The 24563-nt window shown below is 64.1% G+C and carries 22 protein-coding genes; 8 read left to right on the forward strand and 14 right to left on the reverse strand.

What is annotated here, in order from left to right; all coding sequences use genetic code 11:
* Positions 1 to 599 precede the first annotated feature (599 nt).
* The 5 genes from ABWK72_RS09435 to ABWK72_RS09455 all read right to left on the reverse strand — a co-directional run bounded on the left by ABWK72_RS09435 (position 600) and on the right by ABWK72_RS09455 (position 6489).
* Positions 600 to 1565 (reverse strand): metallophosphoesterase, encoded by a 966-nt coding sequence (locus ABWK72_RS09435; protein ID WP_367874538.1) that lies wholly within the window; start codon positions 1563 to 1565, stop codon positions 600 to 602.
* A 66-nt stretch (positions 1566 to 1631) separates the two neighbouring features.
* Positions 1632 to 2435 carry a DNRLRE domain-containing protein gene (locus ABWK72_RS09440; protein ID WP_367874539.1) on the reverse strand — a complete coding sequence of 268 codons (804 nt, stop codon included), beginning with the start codon at positions 2433 to 2435 and terminating at the stop codon, positions 1632 to 1634.
* A gap of 7 nt (positions 2436 to 2442) precedes the next feature.
* The gene (locus ABWK72_RS09445; protein WP_367874540.1) at positions 2443 to 4791 is read right to left on the reverse strand and encodes a TonB-dependent hemoglobin/transferrin/lactoferrin family receptor; all 2349 of its coding nucleotides are present in this window, start codon (positions 4789 to 4791) and stop codon (positions 2443 to 2445) included.
* The gene (locus tag ABWK72_RS09450; protein WP_367874541.1) at positions 4788 to 5693 is read right to left on the reverse strand and encodes a DUF6607 family protein; all 906 of its coding nucleotides are present in this window, start codon (positions 5691 to 5693) and stop codon (positions 4788 to 4790) included. Before ABWK72_RS09450 ends, ABWK72_RS09445 begins: the two co-directional genes overlap by 4 nt.
* 25 nt (positions 5694 to 5718) lie before the next feature.
* Positions 5719 to 6489 (reverse strand): PEP-CTERM sorting domain-containing protein, encoded by a 771-nt coding sequence (locus tag ABWK72_RS09455; protein ID WP_367874542.1) that lies wholly within the window; start codon positions 6487 to 6489, stop codon positions 5719 to 5721.
* 216 nt (positions 6490 to 6705) lie between these two features.
* Between ABWK72_RS09455 and ABWK72_RS09460 the strand changes: the two genes are divergently transcribed.
* The 3 genes from ABWK72_RS09460 to ABWK72_RS09470 all read left to right on the forward strand — a co-directional run bounded on the left by ABWK72_RS09460 (position 6706) and on the right by ABWK72_RS09470 (position 8395).
* Positions 6706 to 7563: a helix-turn-helix transcriptional regulator gene (locus ABWK72_RS09460; RefSeq protein WP_367874543.1), complete on the forward strand. Its 858-nt coding sequence runs from the start codon at positions 6706 to 6708 to the stop codon at positions 7561 to 7563.
* 82 nt (positions 7564 to 7645) lie between these two features.
* Positions 7646 to 7837 carry a hypothetical protein gene (locus ABWK72_RS09465; protein WP_367874544.1) on the forward strand — a complete coding sequence of 64 codons (192 nt, stop codon included), beginning with the start codon at positions 7646 to 7648 and terminating at the stop codon, positions 7835 to 7837.
* Between the two features lie 171 nt (positions 7838 to 8008).
* A complete protein-coding gene (locus ABWK72_RS09470) occupies positions 8009 to 8395 on the forward strand; it encodes a hypothetical protein (RefSeq protein ID WP_367874545.1) in 387 nt (128 codons plus the stop codon).
* On the opposite strand, the gene ABWK72_RS09475 is transcribed toward ABWK72_RS09470, so the two are convergent.
* Together ABWK72_RS09475 and ABWK72_RS09480 are read right to left on the reverse strand one after the other, a co-directional pair.
* A complete protein-coding gene (locus ABWK72_RS09475; RefSeq protein WP_367874546.1) occupies positions 8377 to 9570 on the reverse strand; it encodes an FAD-dependent oxidoreductase in 1194 nt (397 codons plus the stop codon). The genes ABWK72_RS09470 and ABWK72_RS09475 overlap by 19 nt on opposite strands.
* Positions 9567 to 9782 (reverse strand): acyl carrier protein, encoded by a 216-nt coding sequence (locus tag ABWK72_RS09480; RefSeq protein ID WP_367874547.1) that lies wholly within the window; start codon positions 9780 to 9782, stop codon positions 9567 to 9569. The genes ABWK72_RS09475 and ABWK72_RS09480 overlap by 4 nt, the downstream gene beginning before the upstream one ends.
* Positions 9783 to 10025: 243 nt before the next feature.
* Between ABWK72_RS09480 and ABWK72_RS09485 the strand changes: the two genes are divergently transcribed.
* The gene (locus ABWK72_RS09485; RefSeq protein WP_367874548.1) at positions 10026 to 10379 is read left to right on the forward strand and encodes a hypothetical protein; all 354 of its coding nucleotides are present in this window, start codon (positions 10026 to 10028) and stop codon (positions 10377 to 10379) included.
* A gap of 260 nt (positions 10380 to 10639) precedes the next feature.
* On the forward strand, positions 10640 to 11446 hold the full coding sequence (locus ABWK72_RS09490) for a hypothetical protein (RefSeq protein ID WP_367874549.1): 807 nt from the start codon (positions 10640 to 10642) through the stop codon (positions 11444 to 11446).
* Positions 11447 to 11607: 161 nt separating this feature from the next.
* Here ABWK72_RS09490 and ABWK72_RS09495 read toward each other — a convergent pair whose 3' ends face one another.
* From ABWK72_RS09495 to ABWK72_RS09525, 7 genes are all read right to left on the reverse strand, one after another.
* On the reverse strand, positions 11608 to 12636 hold the full coding sequence (locus ABWK72_RS09495) for a hypothetical protein (protein ID WP_367874550.1): 1029 nt from the start codon (positions 12634 to 12636) through the stop codon (positions 11608 to 11610).
* Positions 12637 to 12693: 57 nt separating this feature from the next.
* Positions 12694 to 13089 carry a four helix bundle protein gene (locus ABWK72_RS09500; protein ID WP_367874551.1) on the reverse strand — a complete coding sequence of 132 codons (396 nt, stop codon included), beginning with the start codon at positions 13087 to 13089 and terminating at the stop codon, positions 12694 to 12696.
* Positions 13090 to 13148: 59 nt separating this feature from the next.
* Positions 13149 to 14384, reverse strand: coding sequence for a beta-ketoacyl-[acyl-carrier-protein] synthase family protein (locus ABWK72_RS09505; RefSeq protein WP_367874552.1), 1236 nt, complete (start codon positions 14382 to 14384; stop codon positions 13149 to 13151).
* Between the two features lie 90 nt (positions 14385 to 14474).
* Complete coding sequence (locus ABWK72_RS09510; protein ID WP_367874553.1) at positions 14475 to 15755, reverse strand: hypothetical protein; 1281 nt, start codon at positions 15753 to 15755, stop codon at positions 14475 to 14477.
* An 11-nt stretch (positions 15756 to 15766) separates the two neighbouring features.
* Complete coding sequence (locus ABWK72_RS09515) at positions 15767 to 17197, reverse strand: hypothetical protein (RefSeq protein WP_367874554.1); 1431 nt, start codon at positions 17195 to 17197, stop codon at positions 15767 to 15769.
* A 174-nt stretch (positions 17198 to 17371) separates the two neighbouring features.
* The gene (gene lpxA / locus ABWK72_RS09520) at positions 17372 to 18145 is read right to left on the reverse strand and encodes an acyl-ACP--UDP-N-acetylglucosamine O-acyltransferase (RefSeq protein ID WP_367874555.1); all 774 of its coding nucleotides are present in this window, start codon (positions 18143 to 18145) and stop codon (positions 17372 to 17374) included.
* A 57-nt stretch (positions 18146 to 18202) separates the two neighbouring features.
* Entirely contained in the window at positions 18203 to 19051 is an 849-nt protein-coding gene (locus tag ABWK72_RS09525) for an endonuclease/exonuclease/phosphatase family protein (protein ID WP_367874556.1), read from the reverse strand.
* A 188-nt stretch (positions 19052 to 19239) separates the two neighbouring features.
* Between ABWK72_RS09525 and coaD the strand changes: the two genes are divergently transcribed.
* From coaD to ABWK72_RS09540, 3 genes are all read left to right on the forward strand, one after another.
* Entirely contained in the window at positions 19240 to 19728 is a 489-nt protein-coding gene (gene coaD / locus ABWK72_RS09530) for a pantetheine-phosphate adenylyltransferase (RefSeq protein ID WP_367874557.1), read from the forward strand.
* A 372-nt stretch (positions 19729 to 20100) separates the two neighbouring features.
* Entirely contained in the window at positions 20101 to 22281 is a 2181-nt protein-coding gene (locus tag ABWK72_RS09535; protein WP_367874558.1) for an FG-GAP repeat protein, read from the forward strand.
* Positions 22282 to 22422: 141 nt separating this feature from the next.
* The gene (locus ABWK72_RS09540; RefSeq protein WP_367874559.1) at positions 22423 to 24471 is read left to right on the forward strand and encodes a carbon starvation protein A; all 2049 of its coding nucleotides are present in this window, start codon (positions 22423 to 22425) and stop codon (positions 24469 to 24471) included.
* The last annotated feature ends 92 nt before the right edge of the window (positions 24472 to 24563 follow it).

The raw sequence follows: 24563 nt of genomic DNA on the forward strand, positions 1-24563 counted from the left end.
GGTCCGGGCGCATGGTCTGGGGGAGGGGCCATTCCTAACTTCATCACGCGATCTAACACCTGGCAAGCCCCAAGTTGATTCGGAACATCTCACCTTCAGCATAAAGAAATAGTCGCAACACCCTATGCCTATAGCTTCGTTAATGGATCTCCCCTCGCCTCAACATACATCTCGTCCTTCCCCTCCACCTCCCATCCGTGATCTTCCGTCCCATCTCAGGAAAGTCGGTCCGCTCGCCTTCACCAGCCGGTCTCCCTCTAGGTCGATCCTGACGAACGGCTGAGAGGGCGTCTGCACACACGATCATCCGCCTTCCCCGTCTCCCGGGTGAACTTCACTTTGCGTTTCACTGGCGAGCCGCCAGTTCGCGTACCAATCGGCTCCCCGTCTGCAATGGTGGGTTCCCGAAAAAATTCGCAAGGTGAGGCTTGAATGAGGCGAATCCCGAACTCCTCCTGATTGCCGTCCTGCTTATTCTTGCGGTCCTATCATTTTACTGTCGCGCCCTTCCCAATCCGGAAACACCGCCGGCGGCTTGGACTTGTGCGGAATGCATTGCCTTCAGGTCCGGCACTTGCCAAGGCCTTCTCCGGTGATTCTCAAACCTTCCCCGAATCCACCGCCCGGATCTCCGGCCGGATCCACTCCGGCTTGATCTCTGCGCTCTCGTATTTCAACTCCGTGGGACCAGGCTGCATCCACTCCGACTGCGCGGCGCGGATCGTGAAATGCCCGCCTGCCGGATCGATCTCCAGCACCGTGAACAGCGGCTTCACGTAGGGTGCCGTGGAAGCCACTATGGGGAATTGCTTCGCCAGTTCCGGCGTCAGCCGCTCGCTGCGATACTTCCCGCCCATCCAGAAGTACGACGCGGAGTTAATATGCACATACGGAATCCCATCGATCCGCCGGGAATGGTCGATGTGCCAGTGCCCGTTGAAGCAGCCCGCCACCTTCGGCTTCCCCTCCCCGCTCTTCGCCGCGGCGATGATCCCGCGGATCTCCGCCTGATTGTCGATGCAGGCGGGATGCTCCAAACTCTGGTGGGAGAAGATGAAGGTATTCAGCTTCGTCTCCGCGAGATCCTTCGCCAGCCACTCCGCCTGATCCGCGGCGATGAAATGCGGGTAGCCGCTCTTCCACCCCTCCGGCCGGTCGTTGCCATCGAGTACGATGAAATGATAGCCGCCGAGATCGAAGGAGTAGTAGCGCGCCGGCATTCCGAAGAACGCGACCGTCTGCTCGCGCTTGAAGCCGCCATCCATGTCGTGATTGCCGAGCACATGATGCCTCGGGCCGCTGAATCCGTTGAAGATGTCCAGGAAGCCGCGGTTCGCGGGCTTCGGCTGGCAAAAGTCACCGAGCTGGATCACCGCATCCACCTTCTCCGCATTCATCGCTTCCACGAACGCCGCCAGACGGCTGTCGGCATCGTGCATGATGTCCTTGTGGATATCAGCGATCAGGCCGATCCGCAGCTTCTTCCCGGCTTCGGCCGCGGCAAGCGGCAAGGGAAACGCGGTGGCGGCGGCGATCGAGCCGAGGAATTGGCGGCGGGTGTTCATCTTACCCTTTCTACGCCCGCCAACGCCGGATCCTCCATGGCATTTCCGCCACAATCGCTGGCATTCCTATGGCTTGTTCAGCCGGAAGAAAGCCGCCGTCGGGCCCAGCGCCTTGGTCACCCGCAGCTTGGTGCCGACCGTGGTCGCCGTGGCCGTGCTCGCTGCCCAGGGGCCGGCGAGACCCGCCGCTTCCTGCAGCGTCCAACCGCTGCTGCCGCTCACCGGCCATTCCAAGACCACTTGGCCGCCCTGCACGGCCACGGCCAGCACCGGCGGCACCGCGGGCAGCACGGCCCGCGTGATCACCAGTTGGGGCTTGAAGTTTGTCAACTCCATCGAGGCGAATTCCACGTTCAAGAGCGGCGTCGCCGTCTCGCTCTCCGGACGCAACACGACCCCGTAATTCGGCGTGGTACCCGCCACCCACTGTTTCACCAGGGGGGTGATATCCACCTCCACCCAGACATCCTTCGATGTCGCGGTCATGACCAGAGTCCCCGCCAGCTCCTGCGGCTTGATGTGGTTCCAGCGGAGGGTCGGACTGAGGCTCCATGCCGCACCCTGGCGGTTGACCGAGACATTCCCCGGCCGATAGCCGCCACCGTTCGAGGAATTCGGGATCAGCGAGAATAGCCGCAACTTGGCCGTGCCGATCTCCGCGGCGGGAATCGCCAGCGACGCGAGATTGAACTGAACCAGCGAGTGGTGCGAGTGCGCCTGCGCCGGATCCGCGCCGACATTCAAGGAATCGGGCGTGAACGACGGGGTATCGAAGAACGCATACACGTCGCTGTCCTGCGAAGGCGTGAAGGTGACCGTCTCCGCGACGGCTGTCGCCACGAGGGCGAGGAAAAGCAAAGCAGCTTTCATGAATTTGTCAGAATGTCTTGGTGACGGAGAGGCTGAAATTGCGCCCCGGCGCGGTGCTGCGGTCGTCGGTGCCGGTGCCGCCCAAGTGGCCGTTGCCGCGGCGCACCGAACCCCAGGACCAATACTTCTCGTCGAAGATATTGTTCAGCCCGGCATGGATGGCGATGTCCTCGGTGGGCTGCCACCACGCCGCGAGGTCCAGCGTGAACCACGACGGAGGACGGAAGAAAGTCCCTTGGTTCGTGGTGTCGTCCACCCGGTCCACGGCAGCGGTGTAGAGACCGGTGACACGCGCGCCGAACTTGCCGTCCGGATCTTCATAGCCGGCGAAGGCTGCGGTCTTCCAAGGCTCGACCGAGTTCAGCGGCACGTCCTCGGTGAGATTGGTGCCGATCGTCTTGCCGGTGCTCAGGCCAAGCTGCCAGCCCTCCGCGCGGGGGTTCCAGTAGCCGAGATGGTGCACGCCGCCGATCTCGAAGCCGTAGATTTCGGCATCGCCACGGTTCATGGTGGTGAGGATCTCGCGGCCATCCCCGTCCACCTCGCCGGTGAAGACGCCGTTCTCGATGAAGTCGCGGTAGCGGGTGTAGAAGAAGGCGGTCTGGAAGCGGCCCGCCTTGCCGTCGGCCTTGTAGCCCAGCTCGAAGGAGTCGCTGAGTTCTTCCTGCAGACCGGGATTTGGCACGGTCAGTGCGCCGGCCGGATTACCGCCGGAAGGCGGATGGTCGAAAATCATCGAGAGTTCTTCCGCGCTGGGATTGCGCACCCCGCGGGACCAACTGCCGTAAACCTGCATGGTATCCACCGGCTTCCAAGCCAGGGTCAGGCGCGGCGCGATGGAGAGATTGTCGTAGCTTTCCGGCGGCTCCTGGGAGTAGCGGCCCATCTCGGCCAGACGATCGAGGTAGGCCTGGTTCGGCTCCGGCTTCATCTCCTGGTAGTCGAGGCGCAGGCCCGGCGTGATGAACCAGCGCCGCGCGATCTTGATCTCGTCCTGCACGAAGAGCCCCGCGCGCGTCGTCTCGGTAGGCGCGAAGGCCGTGCGGTTGTGGTCGCCCGGTGCGCCGGAGTCCACGCGGGTGTAGCGGTTGTCCCCGTTTTCAAGCGAGAGGTCGATTCCTGCCATCACGGTCTGCAGGATCTTGTCCTCGCTGCCGAAATCGCGGCGCGCCACCGAGCTCAGCCCGGCGATGTCCGTATCGAAATTGATGCGCTGCTGCCGCGTCCGCTCGGTGCCGGGAATCGGCGCGCCACCAGCCACCCGCGGCTTCGAGGCCGAATCGTTGTCGCTGCGGCTGCCCGCGTGCTGCCAGTAGACGTGGCTGTCGAGCTGGTCGACGAAGCCGGCCTGCGGAGTGTACTGCCACTTCAGGCTCGCCCGCTGGCGGTCGAGGAATTGCTGGTTGTAAACGTACTTCGTGAAGACCGGAAAGGGCGAGGTCACCGCGCTCCGCGCATTGATCGAGGTGTCGCGGTCGAAGAGTTCCAGTCCCAGGCGGAAGATATGCTCCCCCGTGGTGTGCTCCACTTTCAGCAAGCCGGAGTTTGAAGTGGAGTCCAAGGGGTTCGGCGGCAAGTAGCCGTTGTTCGCCGTCTCCTCGCCATGGCGGCCGGCGTAGAGGAGCATCACCGAGGTATTGCCCTTCTTGAACGCGCCGCCGACCTGGCCGGCGATGCTTTCGTTCGCCGAGAAGTACTGCGTCCGCAGTAGTCCACCGGCATTCTTGCCCTTCAGGATGTTCTCCGGATCGGGCGTGCTGAAGGCGACCACGCCGCCCAGGGCATCGCTGCCGTAGAGCGCGCTTGCCCCGCCCTTGAGCACTTCCACCAGGTCGAACATCGCCGGATCGAAGTAATCGCGCCCGACCCCGCCCGCGCCATCGCCACTGCCCAGGTCGAAGGACGTGGAGACATATTGCGGCGGCTGGCGGATACCATCCAGTTCGATCGCGATCCGGTTGCCCTCCGCCCCGCGGATATTGATGCTGCCGTAGCCGGACTGGCCGTAGGCAAAAGCGCCGTCGCCGCTGCTGAAGTCGAAGGGCAGCGAAACCGTGGGGTCATACTTCGCGAAGCCCGCGAGATCTTGGGAGCCGGTGCGCAAGAGGTGCTCCGCATTCGCGCTCACCGTCGAGCCGCTGGAATCGATCCACGGCCGCTCGGTCCGGGTGCCGACGACCACCACGTCATCCAGCATATTGACGATGGAACCCTCATCCCCGGCGACGGACTCCTCCTCAGGATCCGCCGCCGGAGAGGGTTGCAACGCCATACCAATGGCGACAATTACCAGGAAAACCGGGTGGCCGGCGGCATTGATGCCGCAGCCCCCTTTCAAATCGGAAAATTTCTTCACTGCGCCACCACGAAGGGCTTGAGCGTCTCCCGGATCTTCACCGGATCGGGTGCCTTGCCGTCCTCGGTGTCCTCCACCAATTCCGCCATGGCATCCATCAGCAGCCCGGGTTCCGCCTTGGTCTGCACCTTGAGGGTGGTTTGCGCGGCGTAGAGTTCTTCCCAAACCTGCCGCACGTCCTTCCAGAAGGCGGAGGTCTTGTCCCAATACACATTCGCCTTCGCGAAGTCGTGATCCTTCACCCGCAGGTAGGGGTTGTAGCCGATCTCGCGGACCAGTGGATACGCCTTGCCGTCACGCTTCATCCACTTGGTGTTGTCCTGCTCGTGGAACCAGCCCAGCGGCGTGACCGTGTGGCGGTTGGTCACGATCAGAAGATCGTAGTCATCGCGCTTTTCCTCACGCCGCGGCTTCGGCCGGTTGGCTTGGGAAGCCCACTCGCTCGATTGCTCGTAGTGCACCCAGGCGGCGATGCCCTCATACCGCGGCGAATCGTCGATCTGCGTGACGCGCTGGCTCCACTTGCCCTTCACCGCCGCGGGATCGAGCTTTTTGGTGGTCCACACCCGGCTGCCTTGGAACTCCAGGATCTCGGTGTCCTCATAGGTCCAGATCTGCGCCCAGTGCTTCACCACCATGGGCCCGGCTAGCAGGATATGCTGGAGGATGATCCGCTTACCGGAGTCCTCCGCCACCTTCACGGTCTCGAAGGCCTCTTCCTTGTACGGTTTCTCCTCCGGCTTGTAGTCGTCCCGCAGGGACAGGGTCTCTTGGAAATGGAAGCCCACCTTGAACTCCCCGGCCATCGACAGGATGGCCTTGCGGTCCTGCTCAAAAGAATCGGTATCGGCGAGGGCGGGCACGGCGAATGTCAGCCACGCGATCAGAGCAATCGGTCTCATATGTCTTATTTCGTCCGATCGGTTCTTAGCGGCGGCGGCGGATCAACATCCCCACACCCAGCAGCGATAGCAGCAGCGAGGAAGGCTCCGGCACCGCCGAATCCAGCGCGAAACCGGTTTGTGAAAACAGCGTGTCGATCTGCATGTTGGTCACGGACAGCACCGAGCCGCCGGGCGAGCCCTCCTGGCCGAAGACGTCCACGGTGTAGCTGGCCGCGTTGCCAGCCAGCGACCACTTCGCCCACCACTGGCCGCTGCCGGCGGCGTTCCTGGCGATCACATATTCCGCCTCGACCCCGTTGATAGTGCCGAAGCCGAAGCCGTCCAGCGCACCGTCGAAGCCGAACATCGTGCCCGATAGGCCCGAGCCCTGGATGATGATCGTGGTGAAGCCGTTGAGCCCGATGGTGCCGGAAGTCGGGATCACCAGTTGCAGGCCCGCGGCGCTGATCGTGCCCACGTCGGAGTAAATGTTGTTGCTGCCCGAGACGATATCGACGCTCGAGCCCTGGGTCAGGTAAGAGGTCGCTGGCAGGCCGCCCGGATTGATCGAAGGAATGCCGTTGATGATGTCAGGAGACGGATCCGGCTCGCCGACGGCTGGCGGCGGGTTGCCATCCCAGGTGCCGGACTCCCAACCGAAGTGGGTCGTATTCCCGGTCCCGCGGAAGCTCGGGGCAAAGAGACCCGTGCCATCGTTGATCACATAGGCAGCGGAAGCGGAAGATCCGCCCAGAAGGGCTGCGATGACAGGCAGAAGGAAGAGAGGACGGCGTGAGCGGCGGGGTGCTTTCATGACTTGAATCGGGGCGACTGGCTTGCAGCCGATGTGCGGATGCTCAGTCCGCCGCCCCCCGCCCTGCTCCCGCCCCCTTGTCTTTCGATGGCGGTGAAATGCACCCAGCCCTTCAAAAGACAACCCGCCGCTAGTCGGAAGCAACCCAGCGACAGGCCGGAATCTTCTTCTTGCGACTCAATCGCAATTACTAACCAATGCGGCTTTCCGCACCTCATGTCCGCCGCCCTCCACGCCACCACCCTCCATGAAGGGGACGGCGTTGTCGTCACGGGAGTCGATGTGGAACTCTCTCAAGCGGTCGATTGGAGCGCCATGCTAAGGCCCGGCCGGGGCCACCTGGTATTGAATCTCGATGGCCATGCGGTCATTCTAGGCCACCGCATCCGCCTCGGCATCGTCCCCGGCACGGTCTCCTTATTGAGACCGGGCGAGCAGGAAAACATCCACGCCAGCCGGCTTCCCGGCGGCGGTCGCCACCGTTTCGTGATCATCTCTGCCAGCCCCGCTTGGCTGGAGCTGAACTTCGGCGAATCCCCGGCCTCCCTGCATCCGGTCCTGCGCGATGGCGATCCCGGCGGTACCGTCCAATTCGGCCAGCTCCGCTCCCTCAACCTGGCGGAGCGCGACCTCACCGAATCCCTGCTCCAGCCGCCGGTGCCGCGTTCGCTCCGCCATGCCTGGTTCCGCGGCAAGGGCCTCGAATGCTTCAGCCTCTTCGGCGGCGCTCCGAGCAAGGGCTCCGGGGCCAATGACCCGCTCCGCCAGCGCCTTGACGCCGCCACCCTCTGGCTGCGCGATCATTTCCGCGACGACCTCGACCTCCACGCCGTCGCCCGCCATGTCGGCTGCGCGCCCCATTACCTCAGCCGGCTGTTCCGTCAGCACAGCGGCAAGACCTTGAGCCAGAAGCTCAGGGAGATCCGCATCGACCGCGCCGCCACCCTGCTGCGCGAGGGCAATTGCAACGTCACGGAGGCCGCCTTCGAGGTCGGCTACAATAGCCTGAGCCACTTCACCAAGGCCTTCGTCGCGGAAAAAGGCCAGCGCCCCTCCGACTGGCGCGCCGGTTAGCGTCGCCCTTACGGGATTCTCAATTTACCACTACCCCTGCTCCTTGCCGCAGGGCCCGGATCCGGCTAGCATGCCAGCCACCATGAATACCACCACGATCACCAAGGCCTGCGAGGAATGCACCTTCTGGAACCGCCTCGATGGGGAGCATGGCGAATGCCGCCGCCACGCCCCGCAGACCGTCTCCTTCCAAGTCGATGACGAGGTTCGCTTCGAATCGATGTTCCCCGCCACCGACGCCGAGGACTGGTGCGGCGACTTCGAGAAGGAGTAATTTGGAAAGGAGATTGGCGATTGGAAATTGAGCTATTGGGTATTGGATTTCCAATCGATTGCACGATCGGGCACCTCACCAATCTCCCAATTTCCAAATCACCTAATTTCCAAATCTAACCATTACCGATTTCTATTGCGACCCAATCTCAATTGAGCTTCCTTCCGCTCCGTGCAGCCTCTTGCCGAAGAAATCGACGGTCTCCTGCTTCCCCTTGGCCCGGTGCTGGCCAAGCAGGCGGATGCGATCCTGGACCTCCGCGAACTCCTGATGAGCAAGGGCCACCCTGGCAAGTGCGTGCGCTGCTTCTTCCAGCTCTTCACCGCCGCCAGCTCCGCCGCGATGCCCCGCTTGGCGCCCTTGATCGCCTGGCTGGAGAACAACCTCGAAATCTCCGTCCGCGCCGATGGCCAGGAGCTTGAGACCCTTCCCGTGAAGCTCCGCGAAGCCGAGGATTTGGAATCCTTCTGCCTGCGCTCTATCGAAGAAGTCCGCCTCGACCGTGGCTACAGCGCCCGCCGCGTGAACCTCGCCTTCCGCTACAAGGCGGTGGCCTGAGGCTTCCGCGCCTCCAGCGCGAGCCTTCCCGCCGCTTCCCCCGTCGCGAAGCAGGTCCCCATCACCCGGATCGAAGCCTGTGCCTCGTGATCGCAGGAAATGCAGCGTCCCGCGACAAACACCCGCTCCAGCGCCCTGGGAATCAGGCAGCCGCGCGGAATCCCCGCCGCCCGGTCGTTCTCCGGATACTTCAGCTTCGGCCCGCGGTTCGTTTCGCGCAGCTCCAGCGGCCAGGTCGCCAGCGCTATCTCGTCCACGTGACGCGTGCCGTTGAGGATCTCCGCCCCCGTGAGCACCTGCTTGCCGACCCAGCGTCGGCTCTCGCGCACCCCCGCCCGCACCGGCCACTGCGAAACATACGCCGCGCCCCAGCCTTCCGCCTCGCGACGGAGAAATTCCACCGCCGTCGCGGCGATCCGCCGGCCCGCTACCTCCAACCGTGCCAGACAGCCCGGGTCCAGCGGATCGTAGTCGCCCTCCTCTGCGCCTGTTAGATCGATCGTGCCGAAGCTCTCGCCCGCCCGCCCGCTGGCGCGGAAATGGAGTCCCAGCGCGTCCTTCGGTAACAAGCCGCGCCTCACACCATCCACGATCCGCCCGGCCACGGCCAAGCCCGACTCTCCTCCGCCCTGCACCCCGAAGATGTAAGCCGGCCGCTGCAGTCGGGCCGCCGCCGTGGTCGCCGTGGCGGCACCGCACAGTGCGGCCAGCACAGCATCCCCGCTGGCATCCACCACCGCCTCCGCGCGGATGGGGAAGATCCCGCCGCGCCCGGCGACCTCGACCTGCCAGCCATCCGCATCCTGCTCCGCCCGCAGCGCCTCGCTGTGATACAGCACCGTCACCCCGCTTTCCTCCAGCAGCGCGTCCGCGATCCCGACAAACTCCACCGGATGCTGCGGCAGCACCCACACCCGCCCCATCTTCACCGGCCCCGCACCGGTGGCCCCGCGCATCCTCTCCTCCATCTCGGCGGGGAATCCCGGATTCGCGACCACCGCTTCCTCCCCCATCAGATAGAGCCCGCAAAACGTATGTACCAGGGATGCCGTACCCATCCCGCCGGCAAAGCCATGCCGCTCCAATAGAACTACCCGCGCTCCGGCCCGCGCCGCGGTCACCGCCGCCGCCAGCCCGGCACTGCCCGCGCCCAGCACCAGCACCTCGCAGGTCACGATGCCAGCCTCCTCCCGATCAGCGCGGCCAGATCGGCCGGCGTCCCCAGATTTTCCCGCCCCGCATCCTCCGGCCCGATCACCGCGCCGAAGCGTTCCTCCGCCACCACGATCAGTTGCATCACCGCCATCGAGTCCATCCCGGCCGCGAATAAATCCCCCTCCGCAGGAAACCCGGCCGGCAAGTCGGCGATCCCTTCCTCTCGCAACATTGCGACCACATCTTCGACACTCGGGGCGGACCTCATTCCGCGCCCACCCGAACAAAGCCCGGCGGCTCCGGCAAGCCCGATGCGCCTCCCTGCCAGTCGTGCATATTGCCACTTCGCAGAATGCAACTCGACGTAATCGCGCCCGTTGACTCGTCATAACTCATTGAAAAACGATTAGGCACGCCCTCTGCAAAGTTGTTCCCAACGCCTGCCATGGGCACTCCAAACTAAACAACCACCACCATGAAAGCACCAATCCTTACCTCGATCATCGCTGCCGCTACCTATGGCTTCCTCTTCACCGCTTGCGACTCCAAGCAGGAAGAAGCCCGGGAAGAGAGCCTCGAACAGAAGGCCGACACCCTCGAGCGCAACGCGAAGGAAACCCGCAAGCAGGGTGAAACTGCCGCCGATGCCGCCGAACGCGCCGCCGACAACGCCCGCAAGGACGCCAAGAATGCTTCCGAAGTGACGAAGGAAAACACGGAAGCTCGCGCCGACGCCACCGAGGATAACGCCGAGGCGATCCGCAAGGAAGCCGAACGCAAGGCCGATGCCCTCGAAGACGAGGCCGACGCCAAACGCGAAGCGAAGTAATCCCAACCCTCCAACCGAGGACAAAGCGCCCCGCCGGCCACGTGCCGACGGGGCGCTGTCGTGTCCGGTTTGAATAAACTCACCCGGCTCCGTCTCTAATCGCAATCTTGCTACCTTCCCCCAACTCCTCCATCTTACCCGCTATGTTCCGGACCCTCGCCATCGCTGCTATTCTCTGCCAGGTCTCCTTCTCCCAGATCGACCCCACCGCAGCACCTCCTGCCACCGTCGGCGAATTGAGGAAAAATCTCACCGGGCTCGTGGAGGCCGATGACGACACCCTCCGCGGAACTTATGGAGACTTCCCCGCAACCGCCGTTTTCATCCGGAAATCCGATCTTGTGGACACGGCTTATCTGGTAAGCGGGGAAACGGTTTTCGGCTATTACTTCACCTTCCACAAGCCGGGCGGCAGCGACTCACCCCTCTGGCAGGAAGGAATCGCGGATTTCCTGCGTGCGACCTTTCCCGCGGAAACCTTCAAGCATCAGGAGCGCAGCCCTTACACAAGCAACAACATTTATCATCGTTGCGACCTCGTGATGAACCTTAAGGCGCAAGAGCTCGCGAACCGATCCTTCAAGGAATTCAACGCCGCCCGGCTGCGGGAGGCCGCCATCGGTGGTGCTTCCTCTGGAACGAAAGTCCCTGAGTCCCCGCAGTCCCGGACCATCGCCGATTACCTCAAAAGCTTCCCCGAAACGACCAAAGCCGAACCCGTTGGAGGCAGGATCGCCGACTCTTTCGACATCAGCGAGTTCCCCGCCGACGCTTTCTATCGCCGGAAGGCTGCTGACAACGACCTTATCATCGCGGTCCATCAGGGGAACATCATCGGCTACCTTGTGCTGGTGCCCATTCCATCCGGTGGCGGCGAACTTCCGCAGGCTGCCGTGGCAGCTGGCCTTGCAACAGCGTTCCCCGATCCGGTGTTCAAACGCGAACCGACCGGCAGCATAAACTTCTTCTACTCCTACCGTATCATCGATCGCGCCGCCCACCAAACCGCCCGAGATGCCCACCTCGCCGAACAAGCGGCGAAGCTAAAGGCCGCTCTGAATCCGTGAAAAGGTGGTCCGCACAGTCCTCTGTGCGGCGAACGGTTCCCGGCAGGCCGCCTCACTCCTTCGGCCTGAGGCTCCAAGGCGGTTCCCTGCCAATGCCTTGAAGGGTGGCCACAGGAGTGGCACGAATGAACATGCATTCCGAATCCGGCGACTTCACCATCTCACCTTCGCATCACACAGGCCGCCGCCTGCTCGTTCCCGCCCAGCGTCGCCACCAGCGCCCGCTCCGCATCGCCTCTCAAAATCGCCTGCACCGCCACCACCAACTGCAGCCCCGAAGACGCCGTGAACGACTCCCCTAAAACCTTCCGCACCGAGACCCGCGGCCCGCTCCACCCACCGAAAACACCATCCTCCGCACGATCAAATCGTGCGATCCCGCTACGGCTATCCGCAAGCAAAGTCGCCCCGTCGTCCAGCACCCCGCTCGCCGCAAAAATCTCCCGCAAAGCCGCCCCGCGATCGCATCCCGGCACCAGCGCCACGGGGTCGGGCACACACACCAGTTCCGGCCCCGCGCCATCGATCTCAAGATAAAGGGCAGCCGCCCCCTCCGCCGCCACCGCCCCGGACGAATAAAGCTGCAGCGCCTCCGCCGAAAGCCAATCCAGCTCCTCCGGAGCCACCACCAGCACCCCGTCGCAATCGCCGCGCAGCAGCCACTCGGTCGCAATTTCCAGCGCCGTGTAGATCTCCGCCGTATCGCCTAACAGGGTATCATTCGGCGCGGTTGATCCGAAGAGCGCGGACAGATGGCTCGCCGGCGCATTGAAGACGGTCTCGGGGAAAAGAATCGGACTGGCCACCGACGGATCCGCCAGCACCTCACCGAAAAAACGGTTCGAGTAATTCACGCAGCCATTCATCAGCGGGCACACGATCCCCAGCCTTAGCTCACCCGCCGCCACCTTCGCCATCCGCTCCGGCCCCAGCGCCTCGACCGCCGCCCCCACCGCGAATTTCGAGACCGGACTCACCCGTCGCAGCCGCGGACTCTTCGGCAGCGCTGCAGTCGCCGCACCCGGCGGCACCCGCAGCACCGGTGTCACCATCGCCTCCGCCTCCCCGCGCTCGCGCACCAATTCGCCCGGCACGATGCGCACGCCCTCATCGAGCGCCTTCATCATCTCCGCCACACCCCAGCCTGCTGGAGTTACGGCGCCTGTGCCAGTAATCGTGATTCGGGTCATGAGAAGAAAACATCGAACATCGAACGTCCAACATCGAACATCGAAGTGGAAAGGCAGCTATTTGTCCCGGCGTTTTTCGACGGTAGCGACACTGGAGACAAAGATGCGGACGAGTTGATCGGTCTCATCAAGAAGCGCGGGAAAATCCTGATTCTCGGGGGCGAGCTTCGCGCGGAGGATCAGCTTCAGCCAACGCTGGGCTTCGCGCAGTTCCTTGAGAGCCAGACGAAGCTTATGAATGAAATCCGCGGGCGACTCTGCAGCCTGCGCCTCGCCATGATGGGAAAGCGGCGCCGTGCCCGAGCGCAGCAATTGGTGACCAATGTGTTTCTCCGCATAATCCGCAACAAGGGAGCGGCTTACCGCAATGATCCGAGCACCATAATCAAGGAGCCTCTCCTCAAGATCGTATTTCCGTTTCTCCCCTTCTCCCATTTCAGCCTTCGGTTTCATGCCTTCCACTTGGACGTTCGATGTTGGACGTTCGATGTTCGATGTTTCCGCCTTCCACCTCACCCTTCCCTCTCAAAAACCAAAGTCGCATTCGCCCCTCCAAACCCGAACGAGTTCGTCAGCACTCTCTGCACCACCACCTCCCGCGGCTCCCTCACCAGATCGAATTCCACCGCAGCATCCATCTCCCGCACTCCCAAACTCGCGGGCAAAAATTGCTCCCGCAACGCGATCAAACAGATCACCGATTCCACCGATCCGGCCCCGCCTAACAGATGCCCGATCGCCGACTTGGTCGAGGACACCTGGATCTTCCCAGCCGCCGCGCCCGCCCAGCGCGAGATTGCCCGCGCCTCCGCCACGTCGTTCAAGGGCGTGCCGGTGCCGTGCGAATTGATGTAGTCGATCTGCTCCGGTTCCAGGCCCGCCGACCGCGTCGCCCGCGCCATCGTCGCCAGCGCCGCATCGCCTTCCGGGTGCGGCTGGGTCAGATGGTGAATGTCCGTCGCCGCCGCATAAGAAAGAATCCGCGCCATTGGCTCCGCCCCGCGCGCCCGCGCCGCCTCCAGCGATTCCACCACCACGAAGCCTGCGCCTTCACCCAAAGCCAGCCCATCACGCGCCGCATCGAAGGGCCGAGGAATCCCCGAAGGTGATAGCGCCTGCAGCGAATCGAAGCCCGCAAACACGAGCTGGCACAGCGCATCGTAGCCACCCGCCAGCACCCGCTCCGCCTTGCCCTCGGACACCATCTGGAATGCATGCCCGATCGCATTCGCGCCCGAGGCACAGGCATTCGACACGATCCGCAGCGGTCCCTGCACGTCCAGCGCCCGCATCATCGCCGCCATCTGGTACTGCGGCTGATAGGTCTCCACCCGCGACAATTGCCCGCGCCGTGACGTTCCCGTCGTCGCCTGAAGATAATACCGCTCACCCACCGGCATCGCCGCCGCGGAGGTGCCCACCACCACCGGCATCTGCCCGCCGGACAGGCCTGCCATCGCCAGCGCCTCGCGCGCCGCGAGCAGCGCCATCCGCGTCCCGCGGTCCATCCGCAGCCACTCCCGCCGCCCGATCCCCGGGAAGCTCTCCGGCAAGTCCGCCTGTCCCGCCGTACCCACCCGCTGCCGCGAGACATCGAAGAGATCCACCGCCCGGAACGCCGTGCGCCCCGCCTTGAAGCCCGCCGCATTCGCCGCCATGTCCGCACCCATCGAAGTCAGTATCCCCGCGCCGGTGATGGCGACGGGACGCAGGGCAGCGGGAAACGGGCGGTCGGCGTAGTAGGCCACGGGAAAATGTCAGGCGGGAAACGGCTGCGGCAGCTAGGCAACGCCCCGCCGCCTTGTCAAAGCCAATGGCGAGGTCGCCCGCACGCGCTTCTACTCCTCCGCATGAAACCCGTCCACCTTCGGATCCTTCTCCAACTCCTTCACCACCCTCTCCTTCAGCTCCCCGTTTTCCAGCATCCCCATCGCCGTCTCGAACTCTTCATCCTCCCCGCTCATCGTCAGCAGAACCCCGGCTAGAAATCCGTCCCGCTGCTCCCCCGGCGGCAGCGTGCCCAGCACCTCGATCAGTCCGCCATCGCTGTGAGAATTCCCCCAAGCTTCACCGGCTTTCTCCAGCGCGATCCCACGCACCGCGGGATCGGAGATCGTCGCGAAGTGCCCGAGCATCTCGCTGGGATCGACGTAGTCCTCATAAGCATATTCCACCATGTGCCCCACCGCCTCCGCCCGCTCGTCCTCGCCCATCTCCTTCCACAACGAACGCCGGCCCATCTCATCCAGCAAACTGGCCACTCCCGGCATGCCGTCGCGCAGATCCTCGCCCGCCAATTCCAAGAAACCGCCTGCCAGCACGTCCCCCGGCAGCTCTGCCAGGCGCTCCGCAATCCGCTCCGGCGGCAGCCCCGGCAGCTCCCGGCTAATCCAGTTGTCGCAGAGGCTGTCCCGGACTATCGGATCCTCCTCACCGGTGAAAAGCTCCGTCACATTCCCATCCGCTAGCACCACCCGCCGCTGGCCGTAGTCGATCGCCATGTCCTCCCGGTCCGGGTGATCCGCCAGCGGGCCATCGAGCAAGCGGCGGATCTGCGCCAGATCCGCCGCCTTGGCATTCTTGCACAATTTCCCCACCAGGTTCTCCTGCTCGCCGCGGCTGGCCTCGGGCACCGCCGCCAGCACCAGATCGCTCTTGCCATCGGCGATCAGCGCCGCACCCCACAGGTTGCTGACATCCCCGCGGTTCGAGCCATAAGTGCCGCTGCGGATCCACTCCCACACCGCCAGCGGTTGCCGCGCCATCTCCTCGCGGACGAGAGCTTCCATCTCGCTCTCCTCCGAATCGCTGCGGAAAGCCCCCCAAGTCTCCGGCGCATAGAAAAGCTTCAGTGCTCCGCGCAAGTCACGCTTCACCCAGTCCTTCAAAAGAGCGGTCCGCGCGCGCTGGTATTCCTCGCCCGTGAGTTGACTCGCCGCCAGCCCCTGCAACAGCCGCGCATGCCCTCCCCAAGCCTCGCCACGCCCGCGATACTTCGCCGTCGGCACCCCCTCCTGCCCGCCACCCGCCTGTCGCGTGCCGGACCCTTCCGTCCTAAAACCGCCCATCGCGAAGTAAGCCGCCACATGGCTCGCCACCAGCACCGGAATCCACAGCAAGCCGCGCCGCATCACTTCGTCGCCTCCATGCCGAATTTTTCTAGCAAGTGCGTCTTCAGGGCCCCGTCCCCCAGCTTGCGGATCGAGGCGCTACAGGCATCCCCATCCGCTTCGAACCAGCGGGCGTAGGAATGCGACAGCCTGTCCAAAGTCTCCTCCGGCGGGCTCCCACCTTTCCAAGCGTCCGTGACCAGCTCCGCCAGCACCTCCGGCGCGATGTCGCGGCGCTTGTCCGGGATTACCTCCGCAAGCAGCGACTGCCAGTCCCCACCCGTTCCGCGCAGCCACTCCAGCGTCGCCGCCGGGTCTTTGCGAATGCCCAGATCAAGCGCGATCCGCACCATATCCCGCTCACCAGCCTGCCCGTTCGAATTGTTGGCCTTCAGCGCGGCGTAAATTTCCTGCGATCCCATCCGGCCTTGGGTAGCTGCCGCGAACACAACCTCGTTTTCGGGGATCGCGATTCCGACGAGCGATTCGCGCGCTGCCCCCCTTCCATCAAGAATAGCATCGATATTGTTGCGGTTGATCGGAATTCCGGGAATCTGTAGAACCTCGATAAAGTCGCTGTTAGTCCTCCCTCGGAGAAATCCAGGAATCGCGTCGATATTGCCGCGGTTGATTCCGATGGAGTCGGAATCCTCTTCCTCCCTCTCCCGGATGCTTGCCTCGAAGCTTTTCAGCGCTGCCTCCGGAAACCCTGCGGCACGCACTTCGTCTAGCAGTCCCGTAGCCTCGCTGTCGCTCTCCAGCATTTGCAGGAAGGCCGCAGCTCCGCTCTTGTCCAGCAGCCCGCGGATCTGGGACAGGTTCCCCTTCACGTCCTCGCCGTTGTCCATCACGCTTTTCAGGAGCTCAAGCCGGTCCGTCGGCGACTTCAGCCGCCCGGCCACTTGCAGCGCCTCGGCACGGCTAAGATCCTCCAGCGCCGCCGATGCGGTGTTGATCAGTTGTTCCCGGGCCAGCGGCACGGCCTCCATCAGTTCGTGCAGCTTCGGCAAGCCACCGCGCTCGAGGTAGCGCTTCAGCTCCTCGTCAAACTCCGAGTAATCGTGGTCGCGGTAAAACTTCCCGCCGAACCGCAACGCCGCAACCGGATCGCCGTCCAGCCAGAGTCCGAAAGCCGCAACCGTCTCCGGAGACATGGCCGCCTCCATATCGACCGTGCCCGCCCTGACCAGCGCTCCCAAATCCGCATCCGCCGGGATCTTATCCTTCGCCTTCTGGACCCGCAGGTCGAAGTCCTCCTCTTCCTCGCCCGCCTTTTCCGGCTGCCGCGAGCCTTCAATCAGCGCCTGCAAGGTCAGCCCGCCGCCGTCCGCCTTGCCCGCTGCTTTCGCGGCTTCCCCCGCCGTCACCGGCACCCGTTGCGCCGCCCCCAGCCACAGGGCCGCGCCGTGGCTCGCCGCCAGCAGCATCACGATGATCACAATCCGGCGCACCCCATCAGCAAGAACCGCCCGCCCCGCAGGTCAATGGCGAAGTGCCCGTCCGCTCCCAAGTCCAGAAAGTCCAGAAACTCCGGATTGGACTTTCCAGACTTCCCGGAGCCCCGGATAGGAGGTCCAGAAAGTCCAGTATGTATGTAATACTGGACTTCCTGGACCTCACCGGTCTCACCGCGAGACCCCGCGCTTCGAGGTCTCGATGAACCCGATCAGGTGCTTCACCGGCTCGTGGTTCGCCGGCTTGTCCGCCTTCAGCGAACTCAGCCCCGTGGCCAGGTTACCGTCCTTCTTCAGGAAGAGCTTCTTGTAGGCCTGCTTCAGCGCCTTGATGTCCCCCTCGTCGAAGCCCCGGCGCTGCAGGCCCACCAGGTTCAGGCCGCGGGTCGCGCCGGGATTCCCGTCCACGATCATGTAGGGCGGCACATCCTGGACGATCTTCGCGCAGCCGCCGATGATCGAGTGGCAGCCGATCCGGCAGAACTGGTGGATCGCCGCCAGGCCGGAGACGATCGCGTGATCCCCCACCTCCACGTGGCCGCCGAGCGTGCCGTTGTTAGAAAGGATGATGTGGTTGCCGAGTTGGCAATCGTGCGCCACGTGCGAGTAGCAGAGGAAAAGGTTGTCCGAGCCGATCCGCGTCGGGATCGCCGCCACCGTGCCGCGATGGATCGTGCAGTTCTCGCGGAAGACATTCCGGTTGCCGATCTCCAGATAGGTCGGCTCGCCGATATATTTCAGGTCCTGGGTCTTCCCGCCGACCGCCGCGAAGGGGAAGAACTCGTTCTCCTTCCCGATCTTGCAGGGCCCGCCGATCACCACGTGCGAGTGCAGCACGCAGCCATCCCCCAGCTCGACCCCGGCCCCGATCACGCAGAAAGGCCCGACGTGCACGTTCGCGCCGAGCTTCGCTTCCGGGGAGATGACCGCCGTGGAATGGATCACGGACGGAATCTCGAAGCACCCGGACCCGGATGGCGATTTTTTTCTGCGCGGGGCCTCTTACTTCCCCACCACGAAATCCCGCACCACCGCCATGTGCTGCATCTGCGGCAGCCCGCTGTCCCCTTCCTGGGCCGGCGGCAGCTGGTCCAGCGGCTCGAAAACCCGCGTGTCGAAAACCAGCCCGCCGTCGATCTCGATGCCCGCCAGCTTCACCGGCACTTCGTGGCGATCCAGCGCCGGGCTGGCCAGCACCCAGTCGTACGGGCGGTTCCGCGGTTTGTTCGTGAAGACGATGCCCATCCCGTCGTGCGGCGGCTTGTCCGGCACCACCAGCGTCTTCTCCATCAGCGGGAAGCAGGGCTCGCCCGGGGAGCGGGTATTGAAATCGCCGCCGAGCAGCAGCAGGGCCTCCGCCGGCACCTCCTTCCGGATTGCCGCCATCAGTGCCTTCACCTGCGCCGCGCGGGAGGCGGGGCTCTTCGAGTGCAGGTGCACGCTCACGCACCACAAGTCCAGATCCCCCGGCAGCCGGATCCGCGCCCAAAAGAATTCGCGGTTGTTCAAAACGGGATCATCCCAGACCCCCGAGGCCGCGATCGGGAAGCGGCTGATCACCCCGTTCGGGATGCCCTTGGTCGGCTCCTTCTCGAAATGGAAGTCCTGCCCGAAGGTCGCATTCACCCACTGCCGCGTCGGGATGCTGGTGTTGAATTCCTGGATCATCACCACATCCGGCTTCAACGCCTTCAGGATCCGCGCCCCCGCGCCCTCCGGGTTGCTGTGGGTGCCATTGTCCGGGGAGTAGGACTGCGCGTTGTCCGAGGTCAGGTTCGCCGCCACCGCCCGGAGGGCCACCGGCTCGGCATTCGCGAGGCCACCGAGGACCAGCAGAAGAAGCAAGCGCACGGCCCCACCTATAAGTTCCAAGTAAAAAGTTCCAAGTGCCAAGCCGGAGGAAATGCCAAGAAACAGCCAACCGGGCGGCTGTTCCCGCCTCCCTTGGCACTTGGTTCTTCTCACTTGGCACTTTTGCATCTTTGGCACTTGGTCCTTCTTACTTGGCACTTCGCGACCTAACCGTCCACTCTCTGCCCATGAGTACCGCCGTGTATGCCGGTTCCTTCGATCCCCCGACCAATGGCCACCTCTGGATGATCCAGCGCGGGCTCGAACTCTTCGAGCGCCTGATCGTCGCCATCGGCAGCAATCCGAGCAAGAGCTACACCTTCAGCGTCGAGGAACGCCTCGAACTCCTGCGCGCCTCGATCCCTTCCGCCGAACGCCTGACCATCGCCCATTTCGACAACCGCTACCTCGTCCACTACGCCCGCGAGCAGGATGCCAAGTTCATCCTCCGCGGCATCCGCGGCCCCGGCGACTACGAGTACGAGCGCGTGATGCGTCAGGTGAACTCCGACCTCGCACCGAGCATCACCACCACCTTCCTGATGCCTCCGCGCGATATGGCGGAAGTCTCCTCCAGCATGGTCATGGGCCTCGTCGGCCCCTCCGGCTGGGAGGACCAGGTCCGGAGATACGTCCCAGCTCCGGTATTCGAGGCGCTGGAGAAGCGGGTGAAGTAGGAGGCGGGTTAGAGAAGCCGCCGGATTGGTGGAAGTGCCCGCCTACAAGGCGGGCGTTGGTTTCTTCGGGCAACCCGGGGCTACGCGTTGCTTGCCCCGGGCTATCCATGTTTGCCCCTTCAGGACATCTCAATACCCTCGTGCAAATCGCACGCGGCTCCTCGCATCTAACAAATGCGGCGCGCGCCATCTAACAGCCAAGCGGAAAATTTCACCGAAAGTTGCCAAGAAGTTCCGGCACCGCTCGTCCACCTTTGCGATGACTTCTCCCGCCTTGCACTGACACGGCCGGGAACTCCTCCAAGCTCCCACCCTCCCCACCACCAGCCCGGGCCAATCCTGTCAGCCCGGCGCTCGCTCCGGCCATCCGCCATGAAATACCGATCCACTCCCAACTCCCTTGGTCTCGCAGGCCTCCTTGCCATCCTCGTCCTGGCAAGTCGCGAAGCTCCTCCTTCCACCCCGAAGGAATCATCCGCCGCCCCGGCGCAGCAGCTTCGGGCAGTTCACTCACCTGCCACTCCGGCCTACTCCTTTTGTCAGAAAACGGAGCATGACCTTCCTGTCCTCACAGCAGACAACCTGTCTTACCAGATGCAGGTGGAATGCCACCCGGAAGGCATCACCATTACCCCCTCCGCAGAGAATCAAGCCGGGCCCGCCTGGACCTTCACCCTGGCAAACCAGCAAGCTCGCCCGACCCCTCCCCACGCGGATGGCGACCGGGCGACCTACCACCACGGCCCTTTCCAACAGGAGTGGTTCATCAATTCCGAAAAGGGCATCGAGCACGGCATGACTCTCACCGCGCCGCCTTCCTCCAGAGAAGCCCCGCTCATCATGGATTTCGCCGTCAGCTCCGGGCTCCGCGGCGAACAGGCAGGGGACAATCAGCTCATCTTCAAGGACGGATCGGGTGCCCCCACCCTCCGCTACGAAAAGCTCTTCGCCTACGATGCCCGAGGCCGCGATATCCCGACCGCCTTGGCATGGAACGCCGCCTCCTCGACCATCTCCTGGCGCGTGGACCATCAGGGCTTCGAGTATCCCATCACCATCGATCCGGTCATCGCGACCTTCTCCCAGACCATCGTCACGCCCGCTGCCGCCACCGTCTCTTTCGGCGATGCCATCGCCATCTCCGGCAATTTCATGGCAGTCGGAGCGCCTAGCACCAACCGGATTTATCTCTACGAGAAGAGCGCCGGCTCATGGATTCTTTTCAGCCGCAAGAACTTCATCGTCTCGCCGGCAGCGAATGGCGGAACCTTCGGCGGGCAGGTCCTGATGCCGGACCTCGACACCATCATCACGTCGGATCCGTCCTTCGATGCCCCCACTTCCACGGGGGGCACGAATGCCAACCAGGGAGCCCTCTTCGTGTTCGGCAGGAATGTCGGCGGCGATAACAACTGGGGCCTCATCCGGCAGTTTACCGCTACCGATTTCCAGCTCCCGAATGGCGAGCTCGCCGACCGCCTCGGCACCTTCATCGCCTGCAGCAATGGCACCATCGCCGCATCCGCGGTCGGCGATACGGACACCTACGACACCACCGTGAAGTCCATCTACCTCTTCGAGAAGGATCGCGGCGGTGCCGACAACTGGGGACAGGTGCCCGGCGTCCGGATCCAGGGCTTGAACTTCGCCAGTGGCTTCAACTACGGCAGCCTCTTCGATCTCTCCGGGGATCTTCTCGTGGTCGGCTCCCCGGCGGAGAACTACCAGGCCACTCCCCAGTCGCCCACCATCCAATTCCAAGGTGCCGTCTATCTCTACGGCCGGAACCAGGGCGGGGCCAACCAATGGGGCCTGCTGCCGAATGGCCGGCGCTACGCGGCGGATGGCCTCTTCGGCGATTTCTTCGGCCGCTGGGTCAGCATCTCCGGAGATCTGATCGCCATCGGGGCGAATAGCGTGGACCTCTCGGCCTCCCAAGCGGATGCCGGGGCCGTTTACATCCTCTCCCGCAACCAAGGCGGCGCGAACAACTGGGGCTTCCTTCCCGGCCGTCTCACCGCTGCCGACGCCGCCGCGGGCGATGCCTTCGGTGCCTTCGTCGATCTAGCGGGCGATGTGCTCGCGGTGCGCGCTTCGAGCGATGACGTGGCGGGCACCAATAACGCCGGCTCGGTGTATCTCTACGAGCGCAGCCCCGGCGGGCCAGCCAGTTTCGCCGCGGTTCCCTCGGGCAAGTTCTCAATCGATAACGTCTCGAACATCGAGAAGGTGAACAGCCCGGTCGTCCTCACGGCCTCGCACCTCGCCTTTTCCAGCGATCCCGTCTCCGCGGGGAATTCCGCCATCAGCCTGATCAATCTGTCGGGAACCACCGGCAGCGCCGAGCTTGGCAAAATCCAATACACCCCGCAGGGCGTGGTGAATTTCACCCCCTTCGCCGCAGGCACCTACCAGCTCCGCACGAGCATCAACCTGAGCACCTGGGCAAACCAGGGCAGCACCCAGGTCGGGATCGCCAATACCCCGCTGACCTGGAATACCGGCACCCCCGGCAGCGAACCGAAGCGCTTCTACCGCATCGAGACGCCCTGAGCCCCCGCGGCAGCCGCGGCCCGCATCCCTCGAAAGGAGGATCGCGCCCATTTCGCATTTCATTCCGCCGCAGATTCGGGAAACCTTCCCGCCGCGACGATTCCGGTGTCCCAAGCACCGCGCCGCGACATCTGCCCGACAATGAAACCCTTGCTCCGTGCCCTTCTCTGGATCGCCATCGCCCTGCTCGGGGCCACCGCCGTCGGCGTCGCCGCCTTTCAGCGCAGTGAACCGGTAAACGCCCTCTGGCTGGTCGTCGCCGGGGTCTGCACCTTCGCCATCTCCTACCGCTTCTACTCGGCATGGCTGGTCGCGAAGGTCCTGACCGTCGATGACCGCCGCGCTCCCGCCGCCGTGACCTGCAGCGATGGGAAAGACTTCGTCCCGACCCCGAAGTGGGTCGTCTTCGGCCACCACTTCGCCGCCATCGCCGGCCCCGGCCCGCTGGTCGGCCCGGTGCTCGCCGCCCAATTCGGCTACCTGCCCGGCACCCTCTGGATCCTCGTCGGCGCGACCCTCGGCGGCGGCGTCCACGATGCGGTGGTGCTCTTCGCCTCGATGCGCCGCGATGGTAAATCACTCGGCCAGATGCTCAAGGAGGAGATCAATCCGGTGGTCGGCCTGATCGCGATGTTCAGCCTGCTCGCGATCATGACCATCATCCTCGCCGTACTCGGCCTGGTGGTGGTGAATGCCCTGGCCGATAGCCCGTGGGGACTCTTCACCATCGCCTGCACCATCCCCCTCGCGATGGTCATGGGCATCGCCCTCAAGGGCGGCAAGGTCAGCGTCACCGCCGCCTCCATCTTCGGCGTGGTCGGCCTGTTAGCCGCGGTCGCCGGCGGGCAATATCTCACGGAGGGCATGAAGGCCGCCCTCACCCTCAAGAAGACCGAGCTTTCCTGGGCGCTCATGATCTACGGCTTCGCCGCTGCGGTGCTCCCGGTCTGGCTGCTGCTCGCCCCGCGCGATTACCTCAGCACCTTCATGAAGCTGGGCACGGTGGCGATCCTCGCGGTCTTCATCGTCGTCCTCATGCCGACGCTGCACATGCCTGCGGTCACGCCCTTCATCGATGGCAGCGGCTTCGTGGTCGCCGCGCCGGTCTTCCCCTTCGTCTTCATCACCATCGCCTGCGGGGCCGTCAGCGGCTTCCACGCCCTGATCTCCTCCGGAACCACGCCGAAATTGCTGGCGCGGGAGAAGGACATCCGCCTCGTCGGCTACGGCTCGATGATCGTGGAAATGCTGGTCGCGTTGATGGCCATCATCGCCGCCTGCGCGCTGCAGCCCGGCCAATACTTCGCGATCAATTCGCCGGTCGATCCGAAAGACCCCGTGGCCGTGGAAGCCCAGATCGCCAAGATCAATGCCTACGGCCCCGAATACGCCGTGACCAAGGTCGAGATGGAGCAGCTCGCCCATGACCTCGGCGAGCCGCACATCATCGGCAAGGTCGGTGGCGCGCCCACCTTCGCCGTCGGCATGGCCCACATGTTCGCGAAGGTCATCCCCGGCCAGACCGCGCTCTCGCTGTGGTATCACTTCGCCATCATGTTCGAGGCGCTCTTCATCCTTACCACCCTCGATGCCGGAACCCGCGTCGGGCGTTTCATCCTGCAGGACCTGTTAGGCCAGATCGTGCCTAGGATGCGCGATACCGGCTCGTGGGGAGCGAACGTCACCGCCACCTTCCTGCTGGTCGCCGCGTGGGGCTATTTCATGTATCAGGGCGCGATCGATCCGGAGGGCATCGCCAAGAGCCTCTGGCCGATCTTCGGCATCGCGAACCAACTGCTCGCCGTGATCGCCTTCTGCCTGGGCACCACCATCCTGATCAAGATGGGCAAGGCCCGCTACGCGTGGTGCACCTTCGTCCCGATGGTCTTCCTGACCGTGATCACCTTCACCGCCGGGATCATGAAGATCTGGTCGCCCAAGGCCGCCGGCTTCATCCCCACCATCAACAAACTGGAAGCCGCCATCGCCGGCGGCCTCAGCGGCGTGCCCCTCGAGAAAGCCCGGACCGCACTGACGAATGCCCGCGTGGACGTCGGCATCACCGCCATGTTCCTCATCCTCGTCTCCGCCATCGTCATCGGCTGCTCCCGCGAATGGATCCTGCTCCTGCGCAAGCAGAAGCCCGCCGTCCTCCAGGAGAGCGATTACGTGGCGCTGGCGGAGCCGTGACGGGAGGGCCCAATTTCGGCTCTCCGTCAGGTTTGCTGAAGCTCTTCGAGGAAGCTCCGAATGCGGATCGATGCCCCCGTTTGCGGCGCAGC

The organism is Luteolibacter sp. Populi, from assembly GCF_040801775.1.
GTDB lineage: Bacteria > Verrucomicrobiota > Verrucomicrobiia > Verrucomicrobiales > Akkermansiaceae > Haloferula.